19 protein-coding genes and 2 tRNA genes are annotated in these 22083 nt (G+C 52.8%); 4 read left to right on the top strand and 17 right to left on the bottom strand.

Annotated features, from left to right (window positions below):
• Positions 1-151: 151 nt before the first annotated feature.
• The 15 genes from nlpI to rlmE all read right to left on the bottom strand — a co-directional run bounded on the left by nlpI (position 152) and on the right by rlmE (position 16160).
• A complete protein-coding gene (gene nlpI / locus ACQE3Z_RS17940; protein WP_426974846.1) occupies positions 152-1036 on the bottom strand; it encodes a lipoprotein NlpI in 885 nt (294 codons plus the stop codon).
• Positions 1037-1162: 126 nt separating this feature from the next.
• Positions 1163-3292 (bottom strand): polyribonucleotide nucleotidyltransferase, encoded by a 2130-nt coding sequence (gene pnp / locus ACQE3Z_RS17945; RefSeq protein WP_085068274.1) that lies wholly within the window; start codon positions 3290-3292, stop codon positions 1163-1165.
• Positions 3293-3579: 287 nt separating this feature from the next.
• Complete coding sequence (gene rpsO, locus ACQE3Z_RS17950; RefSeq protein ID WP_275555870.1) at positions 3580-3849, bottom strand: 30S ribosomal protein S15; 270 nt, start codon at positions 3847-3849, stop codon at positions 3580-3582.
• Positions 3850-3955: 106 nt separating this feature from the next.
• Positions 3956-4900: a tRNA pseudouridine(55) synthase TruB gene (gene truB / locus ACQE3Z_RS17955; RefSeq protein ID WP_426974847.1), complete on the bottom strand. Its 945-nt coding sequence runs from the start codon at positions 4898-4900 to the stop codon at positions 3956-3958.
• Entirely contained in the window at positions 4900-5304 is a 405-nt protein-coding gene (gene rbfA / locus ACQE3Z_RS17960; protein ID WP_250651614.1) for a 30S ribosome-binding factor RbfA, read from the bottom strand. Before rbfA ends, truB begins: the two co-directional genes overlap by 1 nt.
• Positions 5305-5403: 99 nt before the next feature.
• The gene (gene infB, locus ACQE3Z_RS17965; protein ID WP_085068281.1) at positions 5404-8094 is read right to left on the bottom strand and encodes a translation initiation factor IF-2; all 2691 of its coding nucleotides are present in this window, start codon (positions 8092-8094) and stop codon (positions 5404-5406) included.
• 17 nt (positions 8095-8111) lie between these two features.
• Entirely contained in the window at positions 8112-9599 is a 1488-nt protein-coding gene (nusA, locus tag ACQE3Z_RS17970) for a transcription termination factor NusA (protein ID WP_085068282.1), read from the bottom strand.
• A gap of 24 nt (positions 9600-9623) precedes the next feature.
• Positions 9624-10076 (bottom strand): ribosome maturation factor RimP, encoded by a 453-nt coding sequence (rimP, locus tag ACQE3Z_RS17975; protein ID WP_157130228.1) that lies wholly within the window; start codon positions 10074-10076, stop codon positions 9624-9626.
• 210 nt (positions 10077-10286) lie between these two features.
• Positions 10287-10363, bottom strand: a tRNA-Met gene (locus tag ACQE3Z_RS17980).
• Positions 10364-10422: 59 nt separating this feature from the next.
• Positions 10423-10509, bottom strand: a tRNA-Leu gene (locus tag ACQE3Z_RS17985).
• Positions 10510-10556: 47 nt separating this feature from the next.
• The gene (gene secG, locus ACQE3Z_RS17990; RefSeq protein ID WP_085068285.1) at positions 10557-10886 is read right to left on the bottom strand and encodes a preprotein translocase subunit SecG; all 330 of its coding nucleotides are present in this window, start codon (positions 10884-10886) and stop codon (positions 10557-10559) included.
• Positions 10887-11166: 280 nt separating this feature from the next.
• Positions 11167-12501, bottom strand: a complete 1335-nt coding sequence (glmM, locus tag ACQE3Z_RS17995; protein ID WP_085068287.1) for a phosphoglucosamine mutase — start codon at positions 12499-12501, stop codon at positions 11167-11169.
• Between the two features lie 7 nt (positions 12502-12508).
• A complete protein-coding gene (gene folP, locus ACQE3Z_RS18000) occupies positions 12509-13342 on the bottom strand; it encodes a dihydropteroate synthase (protein ID WP_426974848.1) in 834 nt (277 codons plus the stop codon).
• Positions 13343-13423: 81 nt separating this feature from the next.
• The gene (gene ftsH, locus ACQE3Z_RS18005) at positions 13424-15358 is read right to left on the bottom strand and encodes an ATP-dependent zinc metalloprotease FtsH (protein ID WP_250651612.1); all 1935 of its coding nucleotides are present in this window, start codon (positions 15356-15358) and stop codon (positions 13424-13426) included.
• Positions 15359-15530: 172 nt separating this feature from the next.
• A complete protein-coding gene (gene rlmE / locus ACQE3Z_RS18010; protein ID WP_085068291.1) occupies positions 15531-16160 on the bottom strand; it encodes a 23S rRNA (uridine(2552)-2'-O)-methyltransferase RlmE in 630 nt (209 codons plus the stop codon).
• 125 nt (positions 16161-16285) lie between these two features.
• On the opposite strand from rlmE, the gene yhbY reads away from it, so the two are divergent.
• Positions 16286-16579, top strand: coding sequence for a ribosome assembly RNA-binding protein YhbY (gene yhbY / locus ACQE3Z_RS18015; RefSeq protein WP_085068292.1), 294 nt, complete (start codon positions 16286-16288; stop codon positions 16577-16579).
• Between the two features lie 225 nt (positions 16580-16804).
• Here the strand turns inward: yhbY and greA are convergent, their stop codons facing one another.
• Positions 16805-17281, bottom strand: coding sequence for a transcription elongation factor GreA (gene greA, locus ACQE3Z_RS18020; RefSeq protein WP_085068294.1), 477 nt, complete (start codon positions 17279-17281; stop codon positions 16805-16807).
• Between the two features lie 250 nt (positions 17282-17531).
• Here greA and dacB point away from each other — a divergent pair, with 250 nt between their 5' ends.
• From dacB to pmrB, 3 genes are read left to right on the top strand one after another with little or no spacing between them, the layout of a single operon-like run.
• A complete protein-coding gene (gene dacB / locus ACQE3Z_RS18025) occupies positions 17532-18965 on the top strand; it encodes a serine-type D-Ala-D-Ala carboxypeptidase (RefSeq protein WP_426974885.1) in 1434 nt (477 codons plus the stop codon).
• Between the two features lie 5 nt (positions 18966-18970).
• Positions 18971-19633 carry a two-component system response regulator PmrA gene (pmrA, locus tag ACQE3Z_RS18030; protein WP_426974849.1) on the top strand — a complete coding sequence of 221 codons (663 nt, stop codon included), beginning with the start codon at positions 18971-18973 and terminating at the stop codon, positions 19631-19633.
• Positions 19630-20724, top strand: coding sequence for a two-component system sensor histidine kinase PmrB (gene pmrB / locus ACQE3Z_RS18035; RefSeq protein ID WP_426974850.1), 1095 nt, complete (start codon positions 19630-19632; stop codon positions 20722-20724). Before pmrA ends, pmrB begins: the two co-directional genes overlap by 4 nt.
• A 161-nt stretch (positions 20725-20885) precedes the next feature.
• Here pmrB and cgtA read toward each other — a convergent pair whose 3' ends face one another.
• Positions 20886-22058 (bottom strand): Obg family GTPase CgtA, encoded by a 1173-nt coding sequence (cgtA, locus tag ACQE3Z_RS18040; RefSeq protein ID WP_085068298.1) that lies wholly within the window; start codon positions 22056-22058, stop codon positions 20886-20888.
• Between the last annotated feature and the right edge of the window lie 25 nt (positions 22059-22083).

A 22083-nucleotide genomic window follows, 5' to 3' on the forward strand; every position in this document is an offset into this window, starting at 1 on the left:
CGGCCAGTCTACATAACTCATCCTGAAAATATGCAATCATTTTCATTGAAAAATGTGAACCGGCTCAAATTAGATGTTTTGACGAACAAAAAAGCCGTCACCCCGGAAGGTGATGACATTTTTTACAAAAATGGACTCAGGTGTTCGTCAGCTATTGCTGGTCAGATTCTGTTAAATCGTCTTGTGTCTGGCCTAACAGCGCCAGTTCCAACAATGCGTATCGGTGCTCAACAAAGTTATGTACGTTGTTAGCAACCGCCAGTTTGAACAACGCTTCCGCGCTGTCCTTCTCCCCCAGACTTAGGTAGTACTTACCTAAATAGAAGTTGGTTTCACTGAGATGTTCAGCGAGCGAGGTGTTATCCGGTGCGTCCGCCTTGAGACGTTCTATCAGCGTTTTTTCACTGATGTCGCCAAGGTAGAACTCGACAATATTCCATCCCCATTGATCGCGGTCCGCCCTGTCGTAACGCTGTTTCAGCGCCACTTTCGCCTTATCGGCATCTATCTCTTGTTCATCGAGATAAAGCCACAGGCTGCGGAAAGGATCGTTAGGATCGTCTTGATAAAACGCCAGCAGATCATCTTGCGCTAACTTGTATCGTCCGCCGTAATAGAGGGCGATACCACGGTTTAAATGCGCATAATTGTAAGTTGGATCAAGCTCAAGTACAGAATCAAACGCTTCATAGGCGGCATCAAAGTTGCCCGCCTGCGTTAAGTATATACCTAAATAATTAAATACTTCAGGCATATCTGGTCTTATAGACAGCGCTTGCGAAAAATCGTTCCGCGCTAATGCCCTCAGACCTAAGCTATCATACAACACTCCGCGCTCATATAATAGCTGTGCACGCTCATCATCGGTCAGTGCCCGACTGGCAAGAATTTGTTCCATGCGCGCCAGGATGACTTCCTGTTGCAGAGTTGGCTGTAGCGGAACCGCCAGCACATCGCTCTTACGCCAATTTGAGTTGCTGCATCCTGCCAGCGTGATAGCTGTCGCAACGAAACACCAGCGCAAAAAAGGCTTCATTTCCCACTCCCGAATACCAACATTGGGATGCACGTCCTGTCATCCGCCTGCCATGCACAAGGATTCCCGCCCTCGCAACGAAACAGCTCTCCCCACCGGGGGGAGAGCTCAATGTCGAACGCGCTTTTACTCTGCTTCAGGGTTAACGGCTGCAGTTTCTGCCTGCGGCTGCTGTTCTGAGGCTTCTTTAATGCTCAGACGGACACGGCCCTGACGGTCCACTTCCAGTACCTTAACCGGTACTTCCTGGCCCATCTGCAGGTAGTCGGTTACTTTCTCAACGCGCTTGTCGGCGATTTGAGAAATATGAACCAGACCTTCTTTACCGCCGCCAATTGCAACGAAGGCACCGAAGTCAACGATACGTGTGACTTTACCGTTGTAGATGCGGCCCACTTCGATCTCTGCCGTGATCTCTTCGATACGACGGATAGCATGCTGCGCTTTGTCACCGTCGGTCGCAGCGATTTTCACCGTACCGTCATCTTCGATTTCGATAGTGGTGCCGGTCTCTTCAGTCAGAGCACGGATGACAGAACCGCCTTTACCGATCACATCCTTGATTTTGTCCGGATTGATCTTGATGGTATGGATACGCGGTGCAAACTCAGAGATATCACCACGCGGCGTGCTGATAGCCTGCTCCATCACGCCCAGGATGTGCAGACGCGCACCTTTGGCCTGATTCAGCGCAGCCTGCATGATTTCGCGGGTAATGCCTTCAATTTTGATATCCATCTGCAGCGCGGTGATACCTTCACGGCTACCGGCTACTTTAAAGTCCATATCGCCAAGGTGATCTTCATCGCCCAGGATATCGGACAGAACCACATAACGGTCGCCTTCTTTTACCAGGCCCATCGCGATACCGGCTACGGCCGCTTTGATCGGCACGCCAGCATCCATCAGCGCCAGAGATGCGCCACAGACGGAAGCCATAGAAGAAGAACCGTTAGATTCGGTGATTTCAGATACCACGCGCACGGTATACGGGAATTCATCCAGTTTCGGCATGACTGCCAGTACACCGCGTTTAGCCAGACGGCCATGGCCGATTTCACGACGCTTCGGTGAACCTACCATTCCGGTCTCGCCTACGGAGTACGGAGGGAAGTTGTAGTGGAACAGGAAGTTATCGGTACGCTCGCCCATCAGCTCATCGAGGCTCTGAGCATCACGTGCGGTACCCAGCGTTGCGGCCACCAGCGCCTGCGTTTCGCCACGGGTAAACAGGGCGGAACCGTGAGTACGCGGCAGCACGCCGGTACGAACGTCCAGACCACGAATCATATCTTTTTCACGGCCATCGATACGCGGCTCGCCGTTCAGAACACGGCTACGCACCACGTTTTTCTCGATGTTGTGCAGAATGTCGCTGATCTCGCCATCATCCAGCGTCTCATCTTCTGCCAGCAACGCTGCGATGGTTTCTGATTTGATCAGATCAACCTGCGCATAGCGCTCCTGCTTTTCAGTGATACGGTAAGCATCGCTAAGACGGGATTCGGCCAGAGCCGCGATACGTGCGTTCAGCGCCTGGTTAACAGCTTCAGGCTGCCAGTCCCAACGCGGTTTGCCTGCTTCAGCAACCAGCGCGTTGATGTTTTCAATAACGACCTGCTGTTGCTCATGGCCGAAAACAACCGCGCCCAGCATCTGCTCTTCAGTCAGGATATCCGCTTCGGACTCCACCATCAGCACTGCGCCCTGCGTACCTGCAACCACCAGATCCAGACGAGACTGTTTAATCTCATCGGAAGTTGGGTTCAGCACGTACTGATCGTTGATATAGCCTACGCGAGCGGCGCCAATCGGGCCGTTGAACGGCATACCAGACAGGCTCAGCGCGGCAGAAGCACCAATCATTGCCACGATATCAGGGTTAACCTGCGGGTTTACTGATACCACAGTGGCGATAACCTGAACTTCGTTAACGAAGCCTTCCGGGAACAGCGGACGAACCGGGCGGTCAATCAGACGCGCAATCAGGGTTTCGCCTTCGCTTGGACGGCCTTCACGGCGGAAGAAACTTCCCGGGATACGACCGGCAGCGTAAGTACGCTCCTGATAGTTTACGGTCAGCGGAAAGAAATCCTGACCGGCTTTCGCCTTTTTCTGACCAACAACGGTAACAAATACAGCGGTATCATCCATGCTGACCATAACGGCAGCAGTGGCCTGGCGAGCCATCATACCGGTCTCAAGCGTCACGGTATGCTGACCATACTGGAATTTACGAATAATCGGATTTAGCAAAATGACTTCCTTTACGTCAAAGCAGGCACATAAAGCTTGCCTGCTGTGGGTTTTAAACCTTTATTGCATCCTCGCGACTAATGACAATCCTTATACCTGTCGGGCATAAAGTCTCTCATTAGCCGCGCGAACCTCTGCAAATAAAGATCACATACTGCAACAATACAATAGATTGCTATGGATTGCTGCGGATTGCTTGAAAAAAGGGGCCCGGAGGCCCCTTTTCTTTCGAAACTTGCACCATACCGTTCTGATAGCGTATTCGCCATAAAACAGCATGTTAAGACTTAGCGACGCAGGCCCAGGCTTTCGATCAGGCTGGTGTAGCGAGCAACATCTTTACGCTTCAGGTAATCCAGCAGCTTACGACGCTGAGAAACCATGCGCAGCAGACCGCGACGGCTGTGGTGATCTTTCTTGTGCTCAGCAAAGTGGCCTTGCAGGTGATTGATCTGAGCAGTCAGCAGTGCAACCTGAACTTCGGTTGAGCCGCTGTCGTTAGTGCCACGACCGTATTTAGCAACGATCTCTGCTTTAGCTTCGGTACTTAGAGACATAATGAACTCCGGTTAAATGATAAATGTCAGGGTGCCAATCTCTAATTCAGCGACCCCATGTAAAGCCGCATTATTCTACTCTCAGGCTGAGATGAGTGCAAATAGCTCAGGCAGAATATTCTACAACCAAACGGCGCGGCGCTACGCGTCCATCGTCAGCGATTTCCGCCATCCCGATAAACTTACGCACATCCCCTTCAGTAACCCGCACCAGTCCGCTATGCGGCGCGCCTGACGCCTGCACCGGTTGCCCCTGCTTAAAATAACCAGCAGCAATTTCACTCAGATTAACTTCCGGATAATCGGAGGCCGGGCTATCCATAGGCATCAACAACGCATCCAGCTGCGTCTGCGCCTCTTCGCTTAAGTCTCCCGGCTCGCCCTGTAAGGCATACAGTTGCTCAAGCGTAATCATTTTCTCAATGGGATAGCGGGCCACCTGCAGACGACGCAGCATAATCACATGCGCGCCGCAGCCCAGCTTCTCACCCAAATCATCAATGATAGTGCGGATGTAGGTGCCTTTAGAGCAGTGAATTTCCAGCTCCAGCTCATTGTCCTGCCAGCGAATAAACTGCAGTTCATGAACCGTAATGGAGCGAGCTTCACGCGGCACTTCCAGCCCCTGACGCGCATATTCGTACAGAGGACGCCCCTGATATTTCAGGGCAGAGTACATAGAAGGCACCTGCTGCGTCTCGCCACGGAAACTTTCCAACGCTTCATCAAGCTGCGCCTGGCTGAAGGAAACAGCGCGTTCGCTGATGATCTGCCCATCGGCATCTGACGTATCGGTACGCTGCCCCAGACGCGCAATTACCCGATAACGTTTATCCGCATCCAGTAAATATTGCGAGAACTTGGTTGCTTCACCCAGGCAGATCGGCAGCATGCCGGTTGCCAAAGGATCCAGCGCGCCGGTGTGACCCGCTTTATTCGCCCGGAAAATACGCTTCACTTTTTGCAGAGCATCGTTCGAGGAGAGCCCCTGAGGCTTATCGAGCAGCAACACGCCATGAATATCGCGGCCACGACGACGAGGACGACTCATTACTCCTCCTTGTCGTCTTCTTCCGCCGGGCCCCGGCGCTGAGCATCTTTTTTCACTACGTTAGTGACCAGGTTAGACATACGCATCCCTTCCACCAACGAATTATCGTAAAAGAAAGTGAGCTCAGGCACGATACGCAGACGCATCGCTTTGCCGAGCAGAGAACGGATGTAGCCAGACGCATCCTGCAGCGCTTTGATGCCGCCCTTGATGGCGTCAGCATTATCATCATTCAAAAAAGTAACAAACACTTTGGCATAGGCCAAATCGCGCGAAACCTCTACGCCTGAAACGGTCACCATCATGCCCACGCGCGGATCTTTGATCTCACGCTGGATGATCATGGCGATCTCTTTTTGCAGTTCCTGTGCGACACGCTGTGGGCGACCAAATTCTTTCGCCATAATTATTTCTCCTGATAATGGCTGAGCCCCGACCATGAAATGGCGGGGCTCAGTCCGGGGAAGCGCAGGGCTTCCCAAATGCCACTTGCGATGCGATCGTTATTCGATGGTACGCTGGATTTCGATCACTTCGAAGACTTCGATCATGTCGCCGGTGCGAACGTCGTTGTAGTTCTTAACGCCGATACCACACTCCATGCCGTTACGCACTTCGTTAACGTCATCTTTAAAGCGACGCAGAGATTCCAGCTCGCCTTCATAGATAACCACGTTGTCACGCAGTACACGGATTGGGTTATGACGTTTAACCACGCCTTCGGTAACCATACAACCAGCAATCGCGCCGAATTTCGGTGATTTGAACACGTCACGCACTTCGGCCAGACCGATGATCTGCTGTTTGTATTCCGGTGCCAGCATACCGCTCATCGCTGCTTTCACTTCATCGATCAAATTATAGATGACCGAGTAGTAGCGCAGATCCAGGCTTTCCGCTTCGATAACACGGCGCGCTGAGGCGTCGGCACGGACGTTGAAGCCCAGGATGATAGCGTTGGATGCCGCGGCCAGCGTTGCGTCGGTTTCGGTGATACCGCCCACGCCTGAACCCACGATCTTCACTTTCACTTCATCAGTAGAAAGTTTCAGCAGGGAGTCGGAAATGGCTTCGACAGAGCCCTGTACGTCGGCTTTCAATACGATGTTCAGCTCGGAAACGTCGCCTTCGGTCATGTTGGCAAACATGTTTTCCAGCTTAGATTTCTGCTGACGTGCCAGTTTAACTTCGCGGAATTTGCCCTGACGATACAGCGCAACTTCACGCGCTTTTTTCTCGTCACGAACCACGGTCGCTTCATCACCGGCCGCAGGAACGCCAGACAGGCCGAGAATCTCTACCGGAATGGAAGGACCTGCTTCGGTCACTTCATGGCCCATTTCGTCGCGCATTGCACGTACACGGCCATATTCAAAACCGCACAGTACGATATCGCCTTTACGCAGCGTACCTTCACGTACCAGAACGGTAGCAACCGGGCCACGACCTTTATCCAGGAAGGATTCGATCACGACGCCGCTGGCCATACCGGCACGTACTGCGTTCAGCTCAAGTACTTCAGACTGCAGCAGAATAGCGTTCAGCAGATCGTCAACGCCGGTACCTGCTTTCGCAGAAACGTTAACGAACATGTTCTCACCGCCCCACTCTTCCGGAATGATACCGTACTGAGTCAGTTCGTTTTTCACACGATCCGGATCGGCGTCAGGCTTATCAATCTTGTTAACAGCAACAACAACCGGCACGCCAGCGGCTTTCGCATGCTGAACGGCTTCAATGGTCTGAGGCATTACGCCATCGTCGGCAGCAACAACCAGCACCACGATATCCGTTGCCTGCGCACCACGAGCACGCATTGCGGTAAACGCGGCGTGACCCGGGGTGTCAAGGAAGGTGATCATGCCGTTGTCGGTTTCAACATGGTAAGCACCGATGTGCTGGGTAATGCCGCCCGCTTCGCCAGAGGCGATTTTGGTGGAGCGGATGTAATCCAGCAGAGAGGTTTTACCGTGGTCAACGTGACCCATGATAGTGACCACTGGCGCACGGGATTCAGCAGCAGCACCGGTATCACGATCGCTCATTACCGCTTCTTCCAGCTCGTTCTCGCGGCGCAGGATCACTTTGTGTCCCATCTCTTCCGCGACCAGCTGGGCAGTTTCCTGATCGATAACCTGGTTGATGGTAGCCATCGCGCCCATCTTCATCATCGCTTTGATGACCTGAGAGCCTTTAACCGCCATTTTGTTAGCCAGTTCCGCAACGGTGATGGTTTCACCGATGATTACGTCACGGTTAACAGCCTGCGCCGGTCGGTTAAAGCCCTGCTGCAGCGCACTGCCTTTACGATGCTTGCCGCCTTTACCGCCACGAATAGCCGCACGGGCTTCTTCACGATCGGTTTTAGCTTCTGCATGTTTGTTGCCCTTACGCGGGCGCGGCGCTTTAGCGGTGGTGCGAGTACGGCTACGACCACCTTCAACTTCGCGGTCGTTTTCGTCTTCAGCCTGGCGGGCATGTTGAGAAGTGGTAACGTGATAGTCAGCGTCATCGCTCTCGGTTGGTTTTACTTCCCAATCGCCTGCTTTCTGCTCGGCCAGTTTGCGCGCTTCTTCTGCTACACGGCGCGCATCTTCTTCCAGCTTACGGCGGGCTTCTTCTTCCACTTTACGCTTCAGCTCTGCGGCTTCTGCTTCGCGGCGGGCTTTATCAGACTGTCCGGCCCGGGTCATTTCGTCGGTTTGTTGGTTCGTCACTTTCTCACTTTCCGCTGCTTCGCGCTTAGCCTTTTCCGCGGCTTCGCGTTTGGCTTGCTCTTCGGCTTCACGCTTCGCTTTTTCCGCTGCTTCGCGCGTGGCTTTTTCTTCCGCCTCACGACGAGCCTGTTCTTCCGCTTCACGCTGCGCCTGCGCTTCTGCTTCAGCCTTAGCTTTTTCAGCCTCAGCATCCTCTTTTACATAGGTGCGCTTTTTGCGGACTTCGATTTGCACCGACTTACTTTTACCCCCGGTGCCAGGAATATTCAAGGTGCTACGCGTTTTACGCTGCAGCGTTAACTTACCTGACGGGCTGCCATTATCGCGGTTCAGGTGCGTCAGTAAGGTTTCTTTTTCTTGCTGGGTTACAGAGTCATTTTCAGACTTACGGATCCCTGCATCAGCAAACTGCTGTACCAGGCGTTCTACCGAGGTCTGTATCTCTGCGGCCAGCGATTTTACGGTTACATCTGTCATGCTGTTCCTTCCTGTTATTACGCGTCATCGCCGAACCAGCAGATATTACGCGCCGCCATAATCAGAGCGCCGGCCTTCTCATCATCCAGGCCTTCAATATCTGTCAGATCGTCAACACCCTGCTCAGCCAGATCTTCCAGCGTGCAAACACCTCTTGCCGCCAGCTTATTGGCCAGATCACGCTCCATACCTTCAAGGTTTAGCAGATCGTCAGCAGGTACGCCGTTGCCAAGGCTCTCCGCCTTTTCCAGCGCCAGGGTCGTTAACGCATTTTTCGCACGTTCGCGTAGTGCTTCTACAGTCGCTTCATCCAGGCCGTCGATTTCCAGCAGCTCATGCATCGGCACATAGGCCAACTCTTCCAGAGAGGAGAAACCTTCCTCGACCAGCACGGTCGCGAACTCTTCGTCGACATCCAGGTGTTTAGTAAAGACACCAATAGCAGCATGCGCTTCTGCCTGATGCTTCGCCTGCAGATCGTCGACAGTCATTACGTTCAGCACCCAACCGCTCAGTTGCGAAGCTAAACGTACGTTTTGGCCGTTACGGCCAATCGCCTGAGCCAGATTTCCAGCTTCTACAGCGATATCCATGGTGTGATTATCTTCATCAACCACGATTGAAGCGACGTCGGCAGGCGCCATCGCATTAATCACGAACTGCGCCGGATTATCATCCCACAGCACGATATCAATACGCTCGCCGCCCAGCTCGCTGGATACCGCCTGAACGCGCGCGCCGCGCATGCCTACGCAGGCACCAACGGGGTCGATACGCTTATCATTGGTTTTCACCGCAATTTTAGCGCGAGAACCAGGATCGCGTGCCGCCGCTTTAATTTCAATCACTTCTTCGCCGATTTCCGGCACTTCGATACGGAACAGCTCGATCAGCATCTCAGGTTTGGAACGGCTGACAAACAGCTGAGCGCCACGCGCTTCCGGACGCACCGCATAAAGCACGCCACGCAGACGATCGCCAGGGCGGAAGTTTTCACGCGGCAGCATATCTTCACGCAGGATAACGGCTTCAGCATTGTTACCCAAATCCAGCGTAATATTATCGCGGTTAACTTTTTTCACCACGCCAGTGATGATTTCGCCTTCCTGCTCGCGGAACTGATCAACCACCATCGCGCGCTCTGCTTCACGGACTTTCTGTACGATAACCTGCTTGGCCGTCTGCGTCGTGATGCGGTCAAATTTTACTGACTCAATCTGATCTTCGACAAAATCGCCCAGATTGATGGTTTCATCTTCATAACGGGCGGCTTCCAGCGTGATTTCACGCGTCGGCTGCGTCACTTCTTCAACGGCCTGCCAGCGGCGGAAAGTATCGAAATCGCCGCTTTTACGATCGATGCTAACGCGAACATCGATCTCCTGCTCATATTTTTTCTTGGTTGCAGTGGCCAGTGCGCTCTCCAGCGCCTCGAAGATTTTCTCTCGCGGCAGGGCTTTTTCGTTAGAAACGGCTTCTACAACAGCTAAGATCTCTTTATTCATCCTGGTTAGCCTCAATCCGGACTTTTAAAAGTGGGGGACCAGGTTCGCTTTCTGAATATTGCTCAGCGCGAACACTTCATCTTTACCCTCGACGGTCACCGTAATCATTTCACCTTCGACAGCTTTAATGATGCCCTGCCATTTGCGGCGGTTCTGGACGGCCATACGCAGCACCAGGCTGACTTCCTCACCTGTGAATCGTGCATAGTGTTCAGCAGTAAATAGTGGGCGCTCAAGACCCGGCGAGGAAACTTCAAGGTTGTAAGGCACGGTGATGGGATCTTCCACATCCATGACTGCGCTTACCTGGTGGCTGACATCAGCACAATCATCAACATTGATGCCATCTTCACTATCAATATAGATGCGCAACGTTGAAGTGCGACCACGAATGAACTCGATACCGACCAGTTCGTAGCCAAGCGCTTCTACCGGTGCTGAAATCATCTCTGTTAATTTCTGCTCTAATGTGGACAAGCCCACCCCCAAGACATAAAAAAAGGGCATATAGCCCAGTATTGCGATTCCTGATAACAAAAAACCCCGAAAATTCGGGGCTTAATGCGACTGGACCCTGTATGCCGCATCTGCGGCTCGGCACACCATCCAAAGAATTTTTTTCAAAATTGGCTGCGGATGCGTCCGGAGATGCATACAGTATATTTGAAAAATAACTCTAAGGGAAAGTGGTTGCGGGGGCCGGATTTGAACCGACGACCTTCGGGTTATGAGCCCGACGAGCTACCAGGCTGCTCCACCCCGCGTCCGAAAACGTGGCGAATATTACGCCGAACATGCACAAAATGCAAGTAAAACTGAGATTTGGTACCGAGGACGGGACTTGAACCCGTAAGCCCAATCGGGCACTACCACCTCAAGGTAGCGTGTCTACCAATTCCACCACCTCGGCACTTTAAGACTGCGACCTTATCCTGAGCCGCGTCGAAAGCTTGATACTTATTGCGGGATATCGCTGCCCGGCGCTGCCGGTTTAGCTGGTGCAGTCTGCGACTGTGCCGGCTGAGTCAGGTTTTCCCACTCGCTTCCTTTGGAAGTTTTATTGCTGTTCAGGTTACCCAGAATCAGGCTGATAACGAAGAACAGGGTCGCCAACACTGCGGTCATACGGGTCATGAAGTTACCAGAACCGGAAGAACCAAATAGCGTGCCGGAAGCGCCTGCACCAAAGGAGGCTCCCATATCAGCGCCTTTACCCTGCTGCAGCATGATCAGACCAACAAGGCCAATTGCTACTAACAGAAAAACGACTAACAGAGCTTCGTACATAATCAACCTGTTTCCTTGCGCGGTCACCGCACATCAAAAGCTTCAAACCAATTGACGGGATAATTGTTATTACCCATCAGAAGCGGGTGTGAATACTAACCAAAGGCATAAACATCTGCAAGCGCAATTTTTCCCTGCGACACTGATTGCAGAAAAAAGCGCCATCATGCTGTTTTTTACGTCGAAACCACCGGTCCCCTGGCAGACAAAAGGTGGTCAGCCAGGGAACCTATTATCGATAGCGGACGTTAAAACAGCGTGTGCGTTTGCAACTGCCCTATCAGGCCGCTTTCACCGCATCGGCGATACGATGTGCCAGCGCGGTAACCTGCGCCTCATCTTCGCCTTCAACCATCACGCGGATTAACGGCTCAGTGCCCGATTTACGCAGCAGAACGCGTCCACGCCCCGCTAACGTTTTTTCGACTTCAGCCGTAACCGCTTTAACTTCAGCGCTCTCCAGCGGGTCTGTGGTGCCGCTAAAGCGCACGTTGACCAGGATCTGCGGCAGCAGCTTCATCCCGCTGCACAGATCGTGTAACGTCATGTGATTACGCGCCATAGCGGTAAGCACTTGCAAACCTGCAACGATGCCGTCGCCGGTGGTGGTTTTGTCCAGCAGAATGACATGCCCGGAATTTTCTGCGCCCAGACGCCAGCCTTTTTCCTGTAGTTTTTCCAGCACGTAGCGGTCGCCGACTTTGGCGCGCGCGAATGGAATACCCAGCTGCTTCAACGCCAGTTCAAGTCCCATATTACTCATCAGCGTACCCACTACGCCACCGCGCAGCTGCCCCTGACGCAGGCCTTCACGCGCAATGATGTAGAGGATCTGATCGCCATCAACCTTGTTGCCCAGATGATCAACCATCATGACGCGATCGCCGTCGCCGTCAAAAGCCAGCCCAACATCCGCTTTGGATTCAAGAACGCGCTGCTGCAATGCACGCACGTCGGTCGCGCCGCACTCTTTGTTGATGTTCATGCCGTCAGGCTGTACGCCAAGCGAGATTACCGTTGCGCCCAGTTCACGCAATACGTTAGGCGCGATGTGATAAGTGGCGCCATTCGCGCAATCGACCACTATTTTCAAGCCGTTCAGATTCAATTCGCTGGGGAACGTGCCTTTGCAAAACTCAATATAACGGCCAGCGGCATCGACAATACGGCTGGCGCGCCCCAGCAACGCAGACTCCACGCAGGTTAACGGCTTTTCCATTTCCTGTTCGATCGCTTCCTCAACTTCGTCCGGCAGTTTTGTGCCTTCAGAAGAGAAGAACTTGATGCCGTTATCCTCAAACGGATTATGCGAGGCGGAAATTACGATCCCTGCCTCAGCACGAAACGTTCGGGTTAAATAAGCAATAGCGGGTGTTGGCATCGGGCCGGTGAACGCAGCAGACAGGCCGGCAGCGGCCAGACCTGCCTCCAGCGCCGACTCCAGCATATAGCCGGAGATACGCGTATCTTTACCAATAATGATTTTTTTCGAGCCGTGACGCGCCAGCACCTTTCCTGCAGCCCAGCCCAGCTTAAGCACAAAATCAGGCGTAATAGGCATTTCGCCTACTTTTCCGCGAATGCCGTCGGTGCCAAAATACTTACGATTACTCATAGCGTTATTATTCCTTCGCTGAACGTGTCGCTTCAACGACGCGCATTGCTTCTACGGTCTCTTTAACATCGTGCGCGCGTATAATCTGCGCACCCTGCATCGCAGCAATCACCGCACAAGCCAGGCTACCGGTTAAACGCTGAGAAGGCCCTACGTTTAGCAGTTGCCCTATCATCGATTTACGCGACATTCCCACCAGTAGCGGCAGGCCAAAATCATGGAAATCGGCCAGATGCGCCAGAAGCTGATAATTGTGGCTGAGATTCTTACCGAATCCGAAGCCCGGGTCGAGTAGCAACTGCGATTTTTTGATACCTACGGCTTCACAGCGGGCAATATGATCAACAAAAAAGTCGTTCACTTCTTGCAGCAGGTTTGTGTAGTGCGGCGCGGCCTGCATGGTGTCGGGCTCTCCCTGCATATGCATCAGACACACCGGTAAGCCGGTCTCTGCCGCAGCCTCAAGCGCACCAGGCAGCCGTAACGAGCGGACATCATTTATAATGTGAGCGCCCACTCGCGCTGATTCACGAATAACTTCAGGCTTTGAGGTATCAACGGAAATCCATACTTCAAACCGTTGCGCAATCGCCTCGACCACCGGAATAACGCGCTCCAGCTCCTCTTCCGTGGTTACCGCATCCGCCCCAGGGCGGGTTGACTCACCGCCGACATCAATAATGGTCGCGCCTGCGTTCACCATCTCATTGGCATGCGTTAGCGCCGCCACCAGTGAATGATGCTGACCGCCATCAGAGAAAGAATCAGGAGTCACGTTAAGAATGCCCATAACATGGGGATGAGACAGATCCAGTAGGGAATCCCTTGCGTACAACTTCATCTTTTTCTCCTTAAGATATTTGGTCATGTGATAGATGCAAAAAACCCCGGACCAGCCGGGGTTTTTATCGCCTGAGGGCGTTTATTTATTAAACTGCTCAGACATGGTGTTACCTGGGTTCGGCGTGCGCGGCTCATCAACCGGACGCGGCGCTTTTGGCGAACCGTCATTGTCCGAATGGTTAGAGTTGGAAGTTGCATCTTCCCAACCCGCTGGCGGACGCACTTCACGGCGAGCCATCAAATCGTCGATTTGCGGCGCATCGATGGTTTCATATTTCATCAGCGCATCTTTCATTGAGTGCAGGATATCCATGTTCTCGTTGAGGATGCGACGTGCACGTTCGTAGTTATTATCAATCAGCAGTTTCACTTCCTGATCGATCAAACGCGCCGTTTCATCAGACATATGTTTCGCTTTAGCCACTGAGCGACCAAGGAAAACCTCGCCCTCTTCTTCCGCATACAGCAACGGCCCCAGTTTTTCCGAGAAGCCCCACTGCGTCACCATGTTACGCGCCAGGTTTGTCGCGACTTTGATGTCGTTAGACGCACCGGTAGAAACATGTTCTGGACCGTAGATGATCTCTTCAGCCAGGCGGCCGCCGTACAGGGTTGAAATCTGGCTTTCCAGTTTCTGACGGCTGGCGCTAATCGCATCGCCTTCCGGCAGGAAGAAAGTTACCCCAAGCGCACGTCCACGCGGAATAATCGTCACCTTGTGCACCGGATCGTGTTCCGGCACCAGACGACCAATAATGGCATGGCCCGCTTCGTGGTAGGCGGTAGACTCTTTTTGCGCTTCCGTCATTACCATGGAGCGACGTTCCGCACCCATCATAATTTTGTCTTTCGCTTTTTCGAACTCCACCATCGATACAACGCGCTTGTTACCACGAGCGGCAAACAGAGCGGCCTCATTCACCAGGTTAGCCAGATCGGCACCGGAGAAGCCAGGCGTACCACGCGCAATAATCGCGGCATCAATATCGGTTGCCAGCGGCACGCGACGCATATGTACTTTCAGAATTTGCTCACGACCACGCACGTCTGGCAGACCAACAACAACCTGACGGTCGAAGCGGCCCGGACGCAGCAGTGCCGGGTCCAGTACATCAGGACGGTTGGTTGCGGCAATAACAATGATGCCTTCATTGCCTTCGAAGCCATCCATTTCTACCAGCATCTGGTTCAGCGTCTGCTCACGTTCATCGTGACCACCGCCTAAGCCAGCGCCACGCTGACGACCTACCGCATCGATCTCATCGATAAAGATGATGCACGGTGCTGCTTTTTTCGCCTGCTCAAACATATCGCGCACACGAGAAGCACCCACACCCACAAACATCTCTACGAAGTCAGAACCTGAGATAGTGAAGAACGGCACTTTAGCTTCACCGGCGATCGCTTTCGCCAGCAGCGTTTTACCGGTACCCGGCGGGCCTACCATCAGTACGCCTTTCGGAATTTTACCGCCCAGTTTCTGGAAGCGGCTGGGTTCGCGCAGGTATTCTACCAGCTCGCCCACTTCTTCTTTTGCTTCATCGCAGCCTGCAACGTCAGCAAAAGTGGTTTTGATCTGATCTTCCGTCAGCATGCGGGCTTTGCTTTTACCAAAGGACATCGCGCCTTTGCCACCCCCGCCCTGCATCTGGCGCATAAAGAAGATCCAGACACCAATCAGCAGCAGCATCGGGAACCAGGAGATGAAGATGGAAGCCAGCAGGCTTGGCTCTTCCGGTGGTTCACCGACAACTTTTACATTTTTAGTCAACAGGTTATCGAGTAACTTGGGATCGTTGACGGGAATGTAGGTCGTATATCGATTACTGTCTTTTTTGGTAACGTTGATTTCACGCCCGTTAATACGTGCCTCGCGGACCTGATCCTGGTTCACTTCCGACAGGAAGGTTGAATAATCAACCCTACGGCCATTCGACTCGCTGGGCCCAAAGCTCTGGAAAACAGACATCAGCACAACTGCGATGACCAACCAGAGAATCAGGTTTTTCGCCATGTCACTCAAGGGATTAACCTCTTATTACAACTGTGTTAACAGACAGCGTAGGGTACTATATATCCACCATACTTGGAATCGCTGCGGTGTTGACTGCGCTCACTAACCCAAATCACTTACTGCGTAAGCTCATCGGGACATGCACGCCTTGCCACGGCTCCAGTTATTTTGGCTATAGTTTGCGCCCTGTCGCTACAATGTACACTTCGCGTGAACGTGAACGCGAAGCGTCCGGCTTACGAATTTTCACTTTCGTAAACAGGGAGCGAATTTCCCGCAGGTATTCATCGAAGCCATCTCCCTGAAATACTTTCACTACAAAACTGCCACCAGGTGCCAGTACATCGCGACACATTTCCAGTGCCAGCTCCACTAAATACATCGACCGGGGAATATCAACGGCTGGAGTGCCGCTCATATTGGGCGCCATATCGGACATGACAACCTGGACTTTCTCTTCGCCGACGCGTTCCAATAGTGCTTTCACTACGGATTCTTCACGAAAATCGCCCTGAAGGAAATCGACACCAACGATAGGATCCATCGGTAAAAGATCACAAGCGATAATACGTCCCTTTGAGCCAATCTGGGTCGCAACGTATTGAGACCAACCGCCAGGCGCTGCACCAAGATCGACCACGGTCATCCCGGGCTTAAACAGCTTATCGCCCTGCTGTATTTCATCAAGTTTAAACCAGGCGCGCGAACGCAACCCCTTTTTCTGTGCCTGTTGCACATATTTATCGCTAAAGTGTTCCTGAAGCCAGCGGCTGGAACTGGCTGAACGCTTTTTACCTGTCATACTTTTTCCAACTATTCTTCATCGTAGCGATAAATAACCAAACATAGTGATGTCCTGTTTGGTGATATACCAGAGATGGCGGTAGAATGTACCGTTTTCAATCCCAATGTAAGTAAAAATATACGATGAATCTGAGTACCAAACAAAAACAGCACCTGAAAGGTCTGGCCCATCCGCTGAAACCCGTTGTTATGCTGGGTAACCATGGCCTGACCGAAGGCGTGCTGGCCGAAATCGAACAGGCGCTTGCGCATCACGAACTGATTAAGGTGAAGATCGCTACCGAAGATCGGGAAACGAAAAACCTGATGGTAGAAGCCATTGTTCGTGAAACGGGGGCCTGTAACGTGCAGGTTATCGGCAAGACGCTGGTGCTGTACCGTCCGTCAGAAGAACGCAAAATCTCCCTGCCGCGCTAACCGGGCAAGCTGATTATACGCTAAATAATTCGGGTTGCGTGAAAGCAGCAACGCAGCAAATCCTGGAAGCTTACTGAGTAAGTGAGCAAGGAAAGCCAATGCACATGCAGCCTGAAATATAACGATTATAGTCAGCCGGAAGAAGTTGCCATGCTCCTGCTCAGGATAAAAGGCCGCAACGCGGCCTTTTTCCTTTCTTTACAATTATGTGATGCGTCAGAGCGATTAAAGATATTCTACTTTCAGAATTTCATACTCGACGTCGCCGCCGGGCGTTTTAATCACCACTACATCATCCACTTCTTTACCAATCAACCCGCGCGCCATCGGCGAGTTTACGGAAATCAGGTTCTGCTTAAAGTCCGCCTCATCATCACCAACGATACGATAGGTTGACTCTTCATCAGTATCGATATTCAGCACGGTTACCGTCGCGCCAAAAATCACCCGGCCATTGTTAGCGATTTTAGTGACATCGATCACCTGCGCATTCGACAGCTTGGCTTCGATCTCCTGAATACGCCCTTCACAAAAGCCTTGTTCTTCACGCGCGGCATGATACTCGGCATTCTCTTTCAGATCGCCATGCTCACGCGCTTCCGCAATTGAGGCAATAATACGGGGGCGTCTGACGGTCTTCAGCTCTTCGAGTTCTTCACGCAGCTTCTCCGCGCCCCTTAACGTCATCGGAATCTGATTCATTTTAATACCTCGTCATCGGTCCTGTTTGCTTGTTGTCGTCCTGACCATTGGGTCGTCGGCCTGACGCGTTGTGCAACGCTACCGGCTGATTCGCAAACAAAAGAAACCTGACCCGGAGCAGGCTCCAGGTCAGGATTCAGGTTTGCATTTTGATACGTATTTTAACCCAGAGTTCCCTATGGGTCATCGTTTACTTTCTACTACGATGCACCGTAGTATGACGGCTTCACCCGTCAGTTACCGCGAGATTATGCGATTTTCACGACTTGTTACCGGACTAACCTGTGCGTTTATGCTGCAAGCTCAGGCAGCACCCGTGGAAGAATACACACAATATTTACCGGATGGCGCAAACCTGGCGCTGATGGCACAAAAAGTGGGTTCATCAACGCCGCTGGTCGATTATCACAGTAAACAAATGGCTTTGCCAGCCAGCACCATGAAAGTAGTGACGGCGCTCGCAGCGCTGCTGGAGTTGGGTCCAGACTTCCGCTTTCGCACCACGCTGGAAACTCAGGGCAAAGTGGATAATGGCACCCTGCAGGGCGATCTGATTGCCCGCTTTGGCGGCGATCCCACGCTTTCGCGTCAGGATTTACGTAATATGGTTACCGCCCTGACCAAACAGGGTATTACCCATATTCAGGGCAATCTGGTGATCGACACCTCGGTCTTCGCCAGTCACGATAAAGCGCCAGGCTGGCCATGGAACGATAATACTCAGTGCTTTAGCGCGCCGCCTGCCGCTGCTATCGTGGATAAAAACTGTTTTTCCGTGTCCTTGTATAGCGCCGACCGTCCCGACGATAACGCCTTTATTCGCGTAGCGTCTTATTATCCGGTTACCATGTTCAGCCAGGTACGTACCTTAGCGAAAGGGTCGCCCGATGCGCCTTACTGCGAACTGGATGTCGTACCGGGTGAGCTGAATCGCTTTACACTCACCGGCTGTATGACGCAGCGCAGCGAACCTTTGCCGCTGGCCTTTGCTATTCAGGATGGTGCCGCCTGGTCCGGAGCCATTTTAAAAGCCATGCTGCAGGACGCCGGTATTGATTACACCGGACATCTGGTGCGCCAAACGCGCGTCACCGAGCCAGGCACCCTCCTGGCGGAGACACAGTCCGCGCCGCTGCGTGATTTGCTGAAAGTGATGCTGAAAAAATCGGACAATATGATCGCCGATACGGTTTTCCGCACCATCGGGCGTCACTATTTTAACGTTCCTGGCACCTGGCGTGCCGGTTCAGATGCGGTGCGCCGTGTTCTGCGCCAGAAGGCGAATATCGATCTTGGCAACAGTATTCTGGTCGATGGATCCGGACTATCGCGTCACGATCTGATCTCTCCGGCAACCATGATGCAGGTGCTGCAATATATTGCGCAAAACGATCAGCAACTGAACTTTATCTCTATGCTGCCGCTGGCGGGCTACGATGGCACGTTGCGCTATCGCGGCGGTCTGCATGAAGCCGGCGTGGATGGCAAAGTTTCCGCTAAAACCGGTTCGTTGTCAGGGGTTTATAACCTGGCCGGCTTTATTACCACCGCCAGCGGTCAACGCGTGGCATTTGTGCAGTTCCTGTCCGGGTATGCCGTACCGCCAGAGGACAAACGCATCCGCCGCGTGCCGCTAGTGCGCTTTGAAAGCCGGCTATACAAAGACATCTATCAGAATAACTGAGGCGCATGAAAATTCTCATTGTGGAAGATGATGTGCTATTGCAGGAAGGCATCGCCCTCGCGCTAAGTAGCGAGGGTTATGCCGTGGATTGCGCGGATAAAGCGGCTCAGGCGGATGCCCTGCTGCACAGTGGGGAGTATAGTTTAGTCGTACTGGATCTTGGCCTGCCGGATGCGGATGGAACCGATTTGCTGCGCCGCTGGCGTCGAAAAAATATCGACCTGCCGGTATTGATTCTCACAGCCCGCGATGCGCTGGAGGATCGGGTTGACGGACTGGACGCTGGCGCTGACGACTATTTGATTAAGCCTTTTGCGCTGGCTGAATTAAAAGCGCGCGTACGGGCGCTCATCAGACGTTACCAGGGCCACAGTGACAATCATATCCAGCATGGAGATCTGGCGCTTAACCTCTCCTCTTTGCAGGTCTCGGTGAATAATCAGCCAATAGAGGTTACGCCTAAAGAGTTCGCTCTGCTTTGCAGGCTGCTGATGCGAATTGGTCAAACCGTGCATCGCGAGACATTACAGCAGGATATCTACAGCTGGCAGGACGATAACAGCTCGAATGCGCTGGAAGTTCATATCCATAATCTGCGCCGCAAGTTGGGTAAAGATCGTATCAAAACGGTACGCGGCGTGGGTTACCGGCTGGAAGAGCGTCAATGAACAGTATGCGTCGGCGTTTGTTAATTATGCTGGCGCTTATTTTGCTGACTTGTCAGCTAATGAGCGCCATTTGGTTATGGCATGAAAGCCGTGAACAGATCGGTTTTCTGGTAAACGAAACGCTGACGGCGAAATCACGTAATCAGCATGTTGAAAACGAGATCCGTGAAGCGATAGCCTCTCTCCTGCTTCCGTCGTTAGTCATGGTCGGCTTTACGCTAACTCTCTCTTTCTGGGCGATCAGCTGGGTTATTCGTCCACTTAAGGCCTTACAAAACAGTTTGGCTGAACGCTCCGCCGATAATCTCTCGCCGTTGCCTGTCTATTCGGAGATGGAAGAAATCGTGGCGGTAACCGGAGCAATGAATCAGCTGCTTGCCCGCCTTAATCAAACGCTTCAGCAAGAAAGGTTATTTACAGCAGACGCGGCCCATGAGTTACGCACGCCGCTGGCAGGGATACGCCTGCACCTTGAGCTGATGGCGCAGCAGGAGATCAAGCAGGCGCCCATGCTGGTCGCGCGTATCGATCAGTTGATGCATGTCATCGAGCAGCTGTTAATGCTTTCACGTGCCGGACAAGCGCTGGCCAGCGGCCATTATCAAACGCTGAGCTGGCAGCGGGATATTTTTCTTCCCTTGCAGGCTGAAATGAGCGAATTACTGCAACAGCGACAGCAGACGCTGGAGTGGACGCAACAGGATATGAAAGTGCAGGGTGATGCAGTTTTATTGCGCCTGATGGTGCGTAACTTACTGGAAAACGCTTCCCGCTATAGCCCGGAGCACTCACCCATTACGCTGCAGCTACAGGCGCAAGATAATGGCAGCCTGTTGACAATTCGTGATGAAGGTCCCGGTATTGATGAAAAGAGCGCGGGAGAACTTACTCAGGCGTTTCATCGACGCGATCGGCGTTACGGCGGCAGCGGGCTGGGTTTAAATATTGTGTTGCGAATTTTACAGCTCCACGGCGGAAAGATGCAGTTAAGCAATCGTCAGAACCGCTCCGGACTGGAAGCACAATGCTGGTTGCCGGCTATCCTGAACCAGGGCAGCGGACAAACCAGCACAAGCCAGTGCTCAGGCTAATACCGGGCGCGCCAAACTGGTAACGTCCTTCAATCATTTGCACACTCCCTGCACGACAGCAGGGTTTATCAGTATGCTCTCTACGTCAGGCATAGAGCCCGCAGCAATAAAAACAGCAAAAAAAGCCCGGCGATAAGCCGGGCTGCAGTTATCAGGCATGATTAATGCTGATAGATGATTTCGACACCTTCGTCGTCATCTTCGTCCCAGTCATCATCCCAATCTTCATCTACTTCTTCTTCTGCCTGTTCCAGCGCTTCACGGTGGTAATCGTCCCACATGAATTCAGCTTTCTCAGGTTTCTTCTCTTCCTGTTCCGCCTCTTTGGGATTGGCGATCAGGAAGGACATCACATCCCAGCACAGCGCATTCACGCCGGTCTGACTGGCGGCAGAGATAAGGTAATATTTCTCATCCCAGCCAAGCGCTTCCACAATGGCCTTCGCACGCGTTTCCGCTTCTTCTTTACTCAGCAGATCCACTTTGTTGAAGACCAGCCAGCGCGGCTTGTCATACAGTTTTTCACTGTATTTCTTCAGCTCGCCGAGGATGATACGCGCATTTTCTACCGGATCGGATTCATCAATTGGCGCCAGATCGATCAGGTGCAGCAGAACACGGCAGCGTTCCAGATGCTTCAGGAAACGAATGCCCAGTCCCGCGCCATCCGCTGCGCCTTCAATCAGGCCCGGAATATCGGCGACCACAAAGCTTTTTTCATTATCCATACGCACCACACCAAGGCTCGGCACCAGCGTGGTAAAAGGATAATCAGCCACTTTTGGCTTGGCGGCAGACACCGCGCGGATAAAGGTTGATTTACCGGCGTTCGGCAGACCCAGCATGCCAACATCGGCCAGAAGCATCAGCTCCAGCTGCAGGTCGCGCTTCTCACCCGGCGTACCCATGGTTTTCTGACGCGGGGTACGGTTAACGGAGGATTTAAAGCGCGTGTTGCCCAGACCGTGCCAGCCGCCTTTTGCTACCATCAGCTTTTGCTCATGGCGCGTCAGGTCGCCCAGCGTTTCACCGGTACCCTGATCGATAACGCGCGTGCCGACCGGCACTTTAATCACGATATCTTTACCACGCTTGCCGGTACAGTCGCGGCTCTGCCCGTTCTGTCCACGCTCGGCGCGGAAAGATTTTTCAAAGCGATAATCGATCAGCGTGTTAAGGTTTTCATCGGCCAGCAGATAGACATCGCCGCCGTCACCGCCGTCGCCGCCGTCCGGGCCGCCTTTCGGAATATATTTTTCGCGGCGGAAGCTAACGCAACCATTACCGCCATCACCTGCAACGACCAGAATCGTCGCTTCATCAACAAACTTCATTTACCTTCTCCGTAAATCATTCACC

This window comes from Pantoea sp. FN0307 (assembly GCF_050113815.1).
GTDB classification, from domain to species: Bacteria; Pseudomonadota; Gammaproteobacteria; order Enterobacterales; family Enterobacteriaceae; genus Mixta; species Mixta alhagi.

Coding starts and splice junctions, on each gene's coding strand:
- nlpI (WP_426974846.1), bottom strand. CDS start 1,036: ATGAAGCCTTTTTTGCGCTGGTGTTTCGTTGCGACAGCTATCACGCTG.
- rpsO (WP_275555870.1), bottom strand. CDS start 3,849: ATGTCTCTAAGTACCGAAGCTAAAGCAGAGATCGTTGCTAAATACGGT.
- truB (WP_426974847.1), bottom strand. CDS start 4,900: ATGAGTCGTCCTCGTCGTCGTGGCCGCGATATTCATGGCGTGTTGCTG.
- rbfA (WP_250651614.1), bottom strand. CDS start 5,304: ATGGCGAAAGAATTTGGTCGCCCACAGCGTGTCGCACAGGAACTGCAA.
- infB (WP_085068281.1), bottom strand. CDS start 8,094: ATGACAGATGTAACCGTAAAATCGCTGGCCGCAGAGATACAGACCTCG.
- nusA (WP_085068282.1), bottom strand. CDS start 9,599: ATGAATAAAGAGATCTTAGCTGTTGTAGAAGCCGTTTCTAACGAAAAA.
- secG (WP_085068285.1), bottom strand. CDS start 10,886: ATGTACGAAGCTCTGTTAGTCGTTTTTCTGTTAGTAGCAATTGGCCTT.
- glmM (WP_085068287.1), bottom strand. CDS start 12,501: ATGAGTAATCGTAAGTATTTTGGCACCGACGGCATTCGCGGAAAAGTA.
- folP (WP_426974848.1), bottom strand. CDS start 13,342: ATGAAGTTGTACGCAAGGGATTCCCTACTGGATCTGTCTCATCCCCAT.
- ftsH (WP_250651612.1), bottom strand. CDS start 15,358: ATGGCGAAAAACCTGATTCTCTGGTTGGTCATCGCAGTTGTGCTGATG.
- rlmE (WP_085068291.1), bottom strand. CDS start 16,160: ATGACAGGTAAAAAGCGTTCAGCCAGTTCCAGCCGCTGGCTTCAGGAA.
- yhbY (WP_085068292.1), top strand. CDS start 16,286: ATGAATCTGAGTACCAAACAAAAACAGCACCTGAAAGGTCTGGCCCAT.
- greA (WP_085068294.1), bottom strand. CDS start 17,281: ATGAATCAGATTCCGATGACGTTAAGGGGCGCGGAGAAGCTGCGTGAA.
- dacB (WP_426974885.1), top strand. CDS start 17,532: ATGCGATTTTCACGACTTGTTACCGGACTAACCTGTGCGTTTATGCTG.
- pmrA (WP_426974849.1), top strand. CDS start 18,971: ATGAAAATTCTCATTGTGGAAGATGATGTGCTATTGCAGGAAGGCATC.
- pmrB (WP_426974850.1), top strand. CDS start 19,630: ATGAACAGTATGCGTCGGCGTTTGTTAATTATGCTGGCGCTTATTTTG.
- cgtA (WP_085068298.1), bottom strand. CDS start 22,058: ATGAAGTTTGTTGATGAAGCGACGATTCTGGTCGTTGCAGGTGATGGC.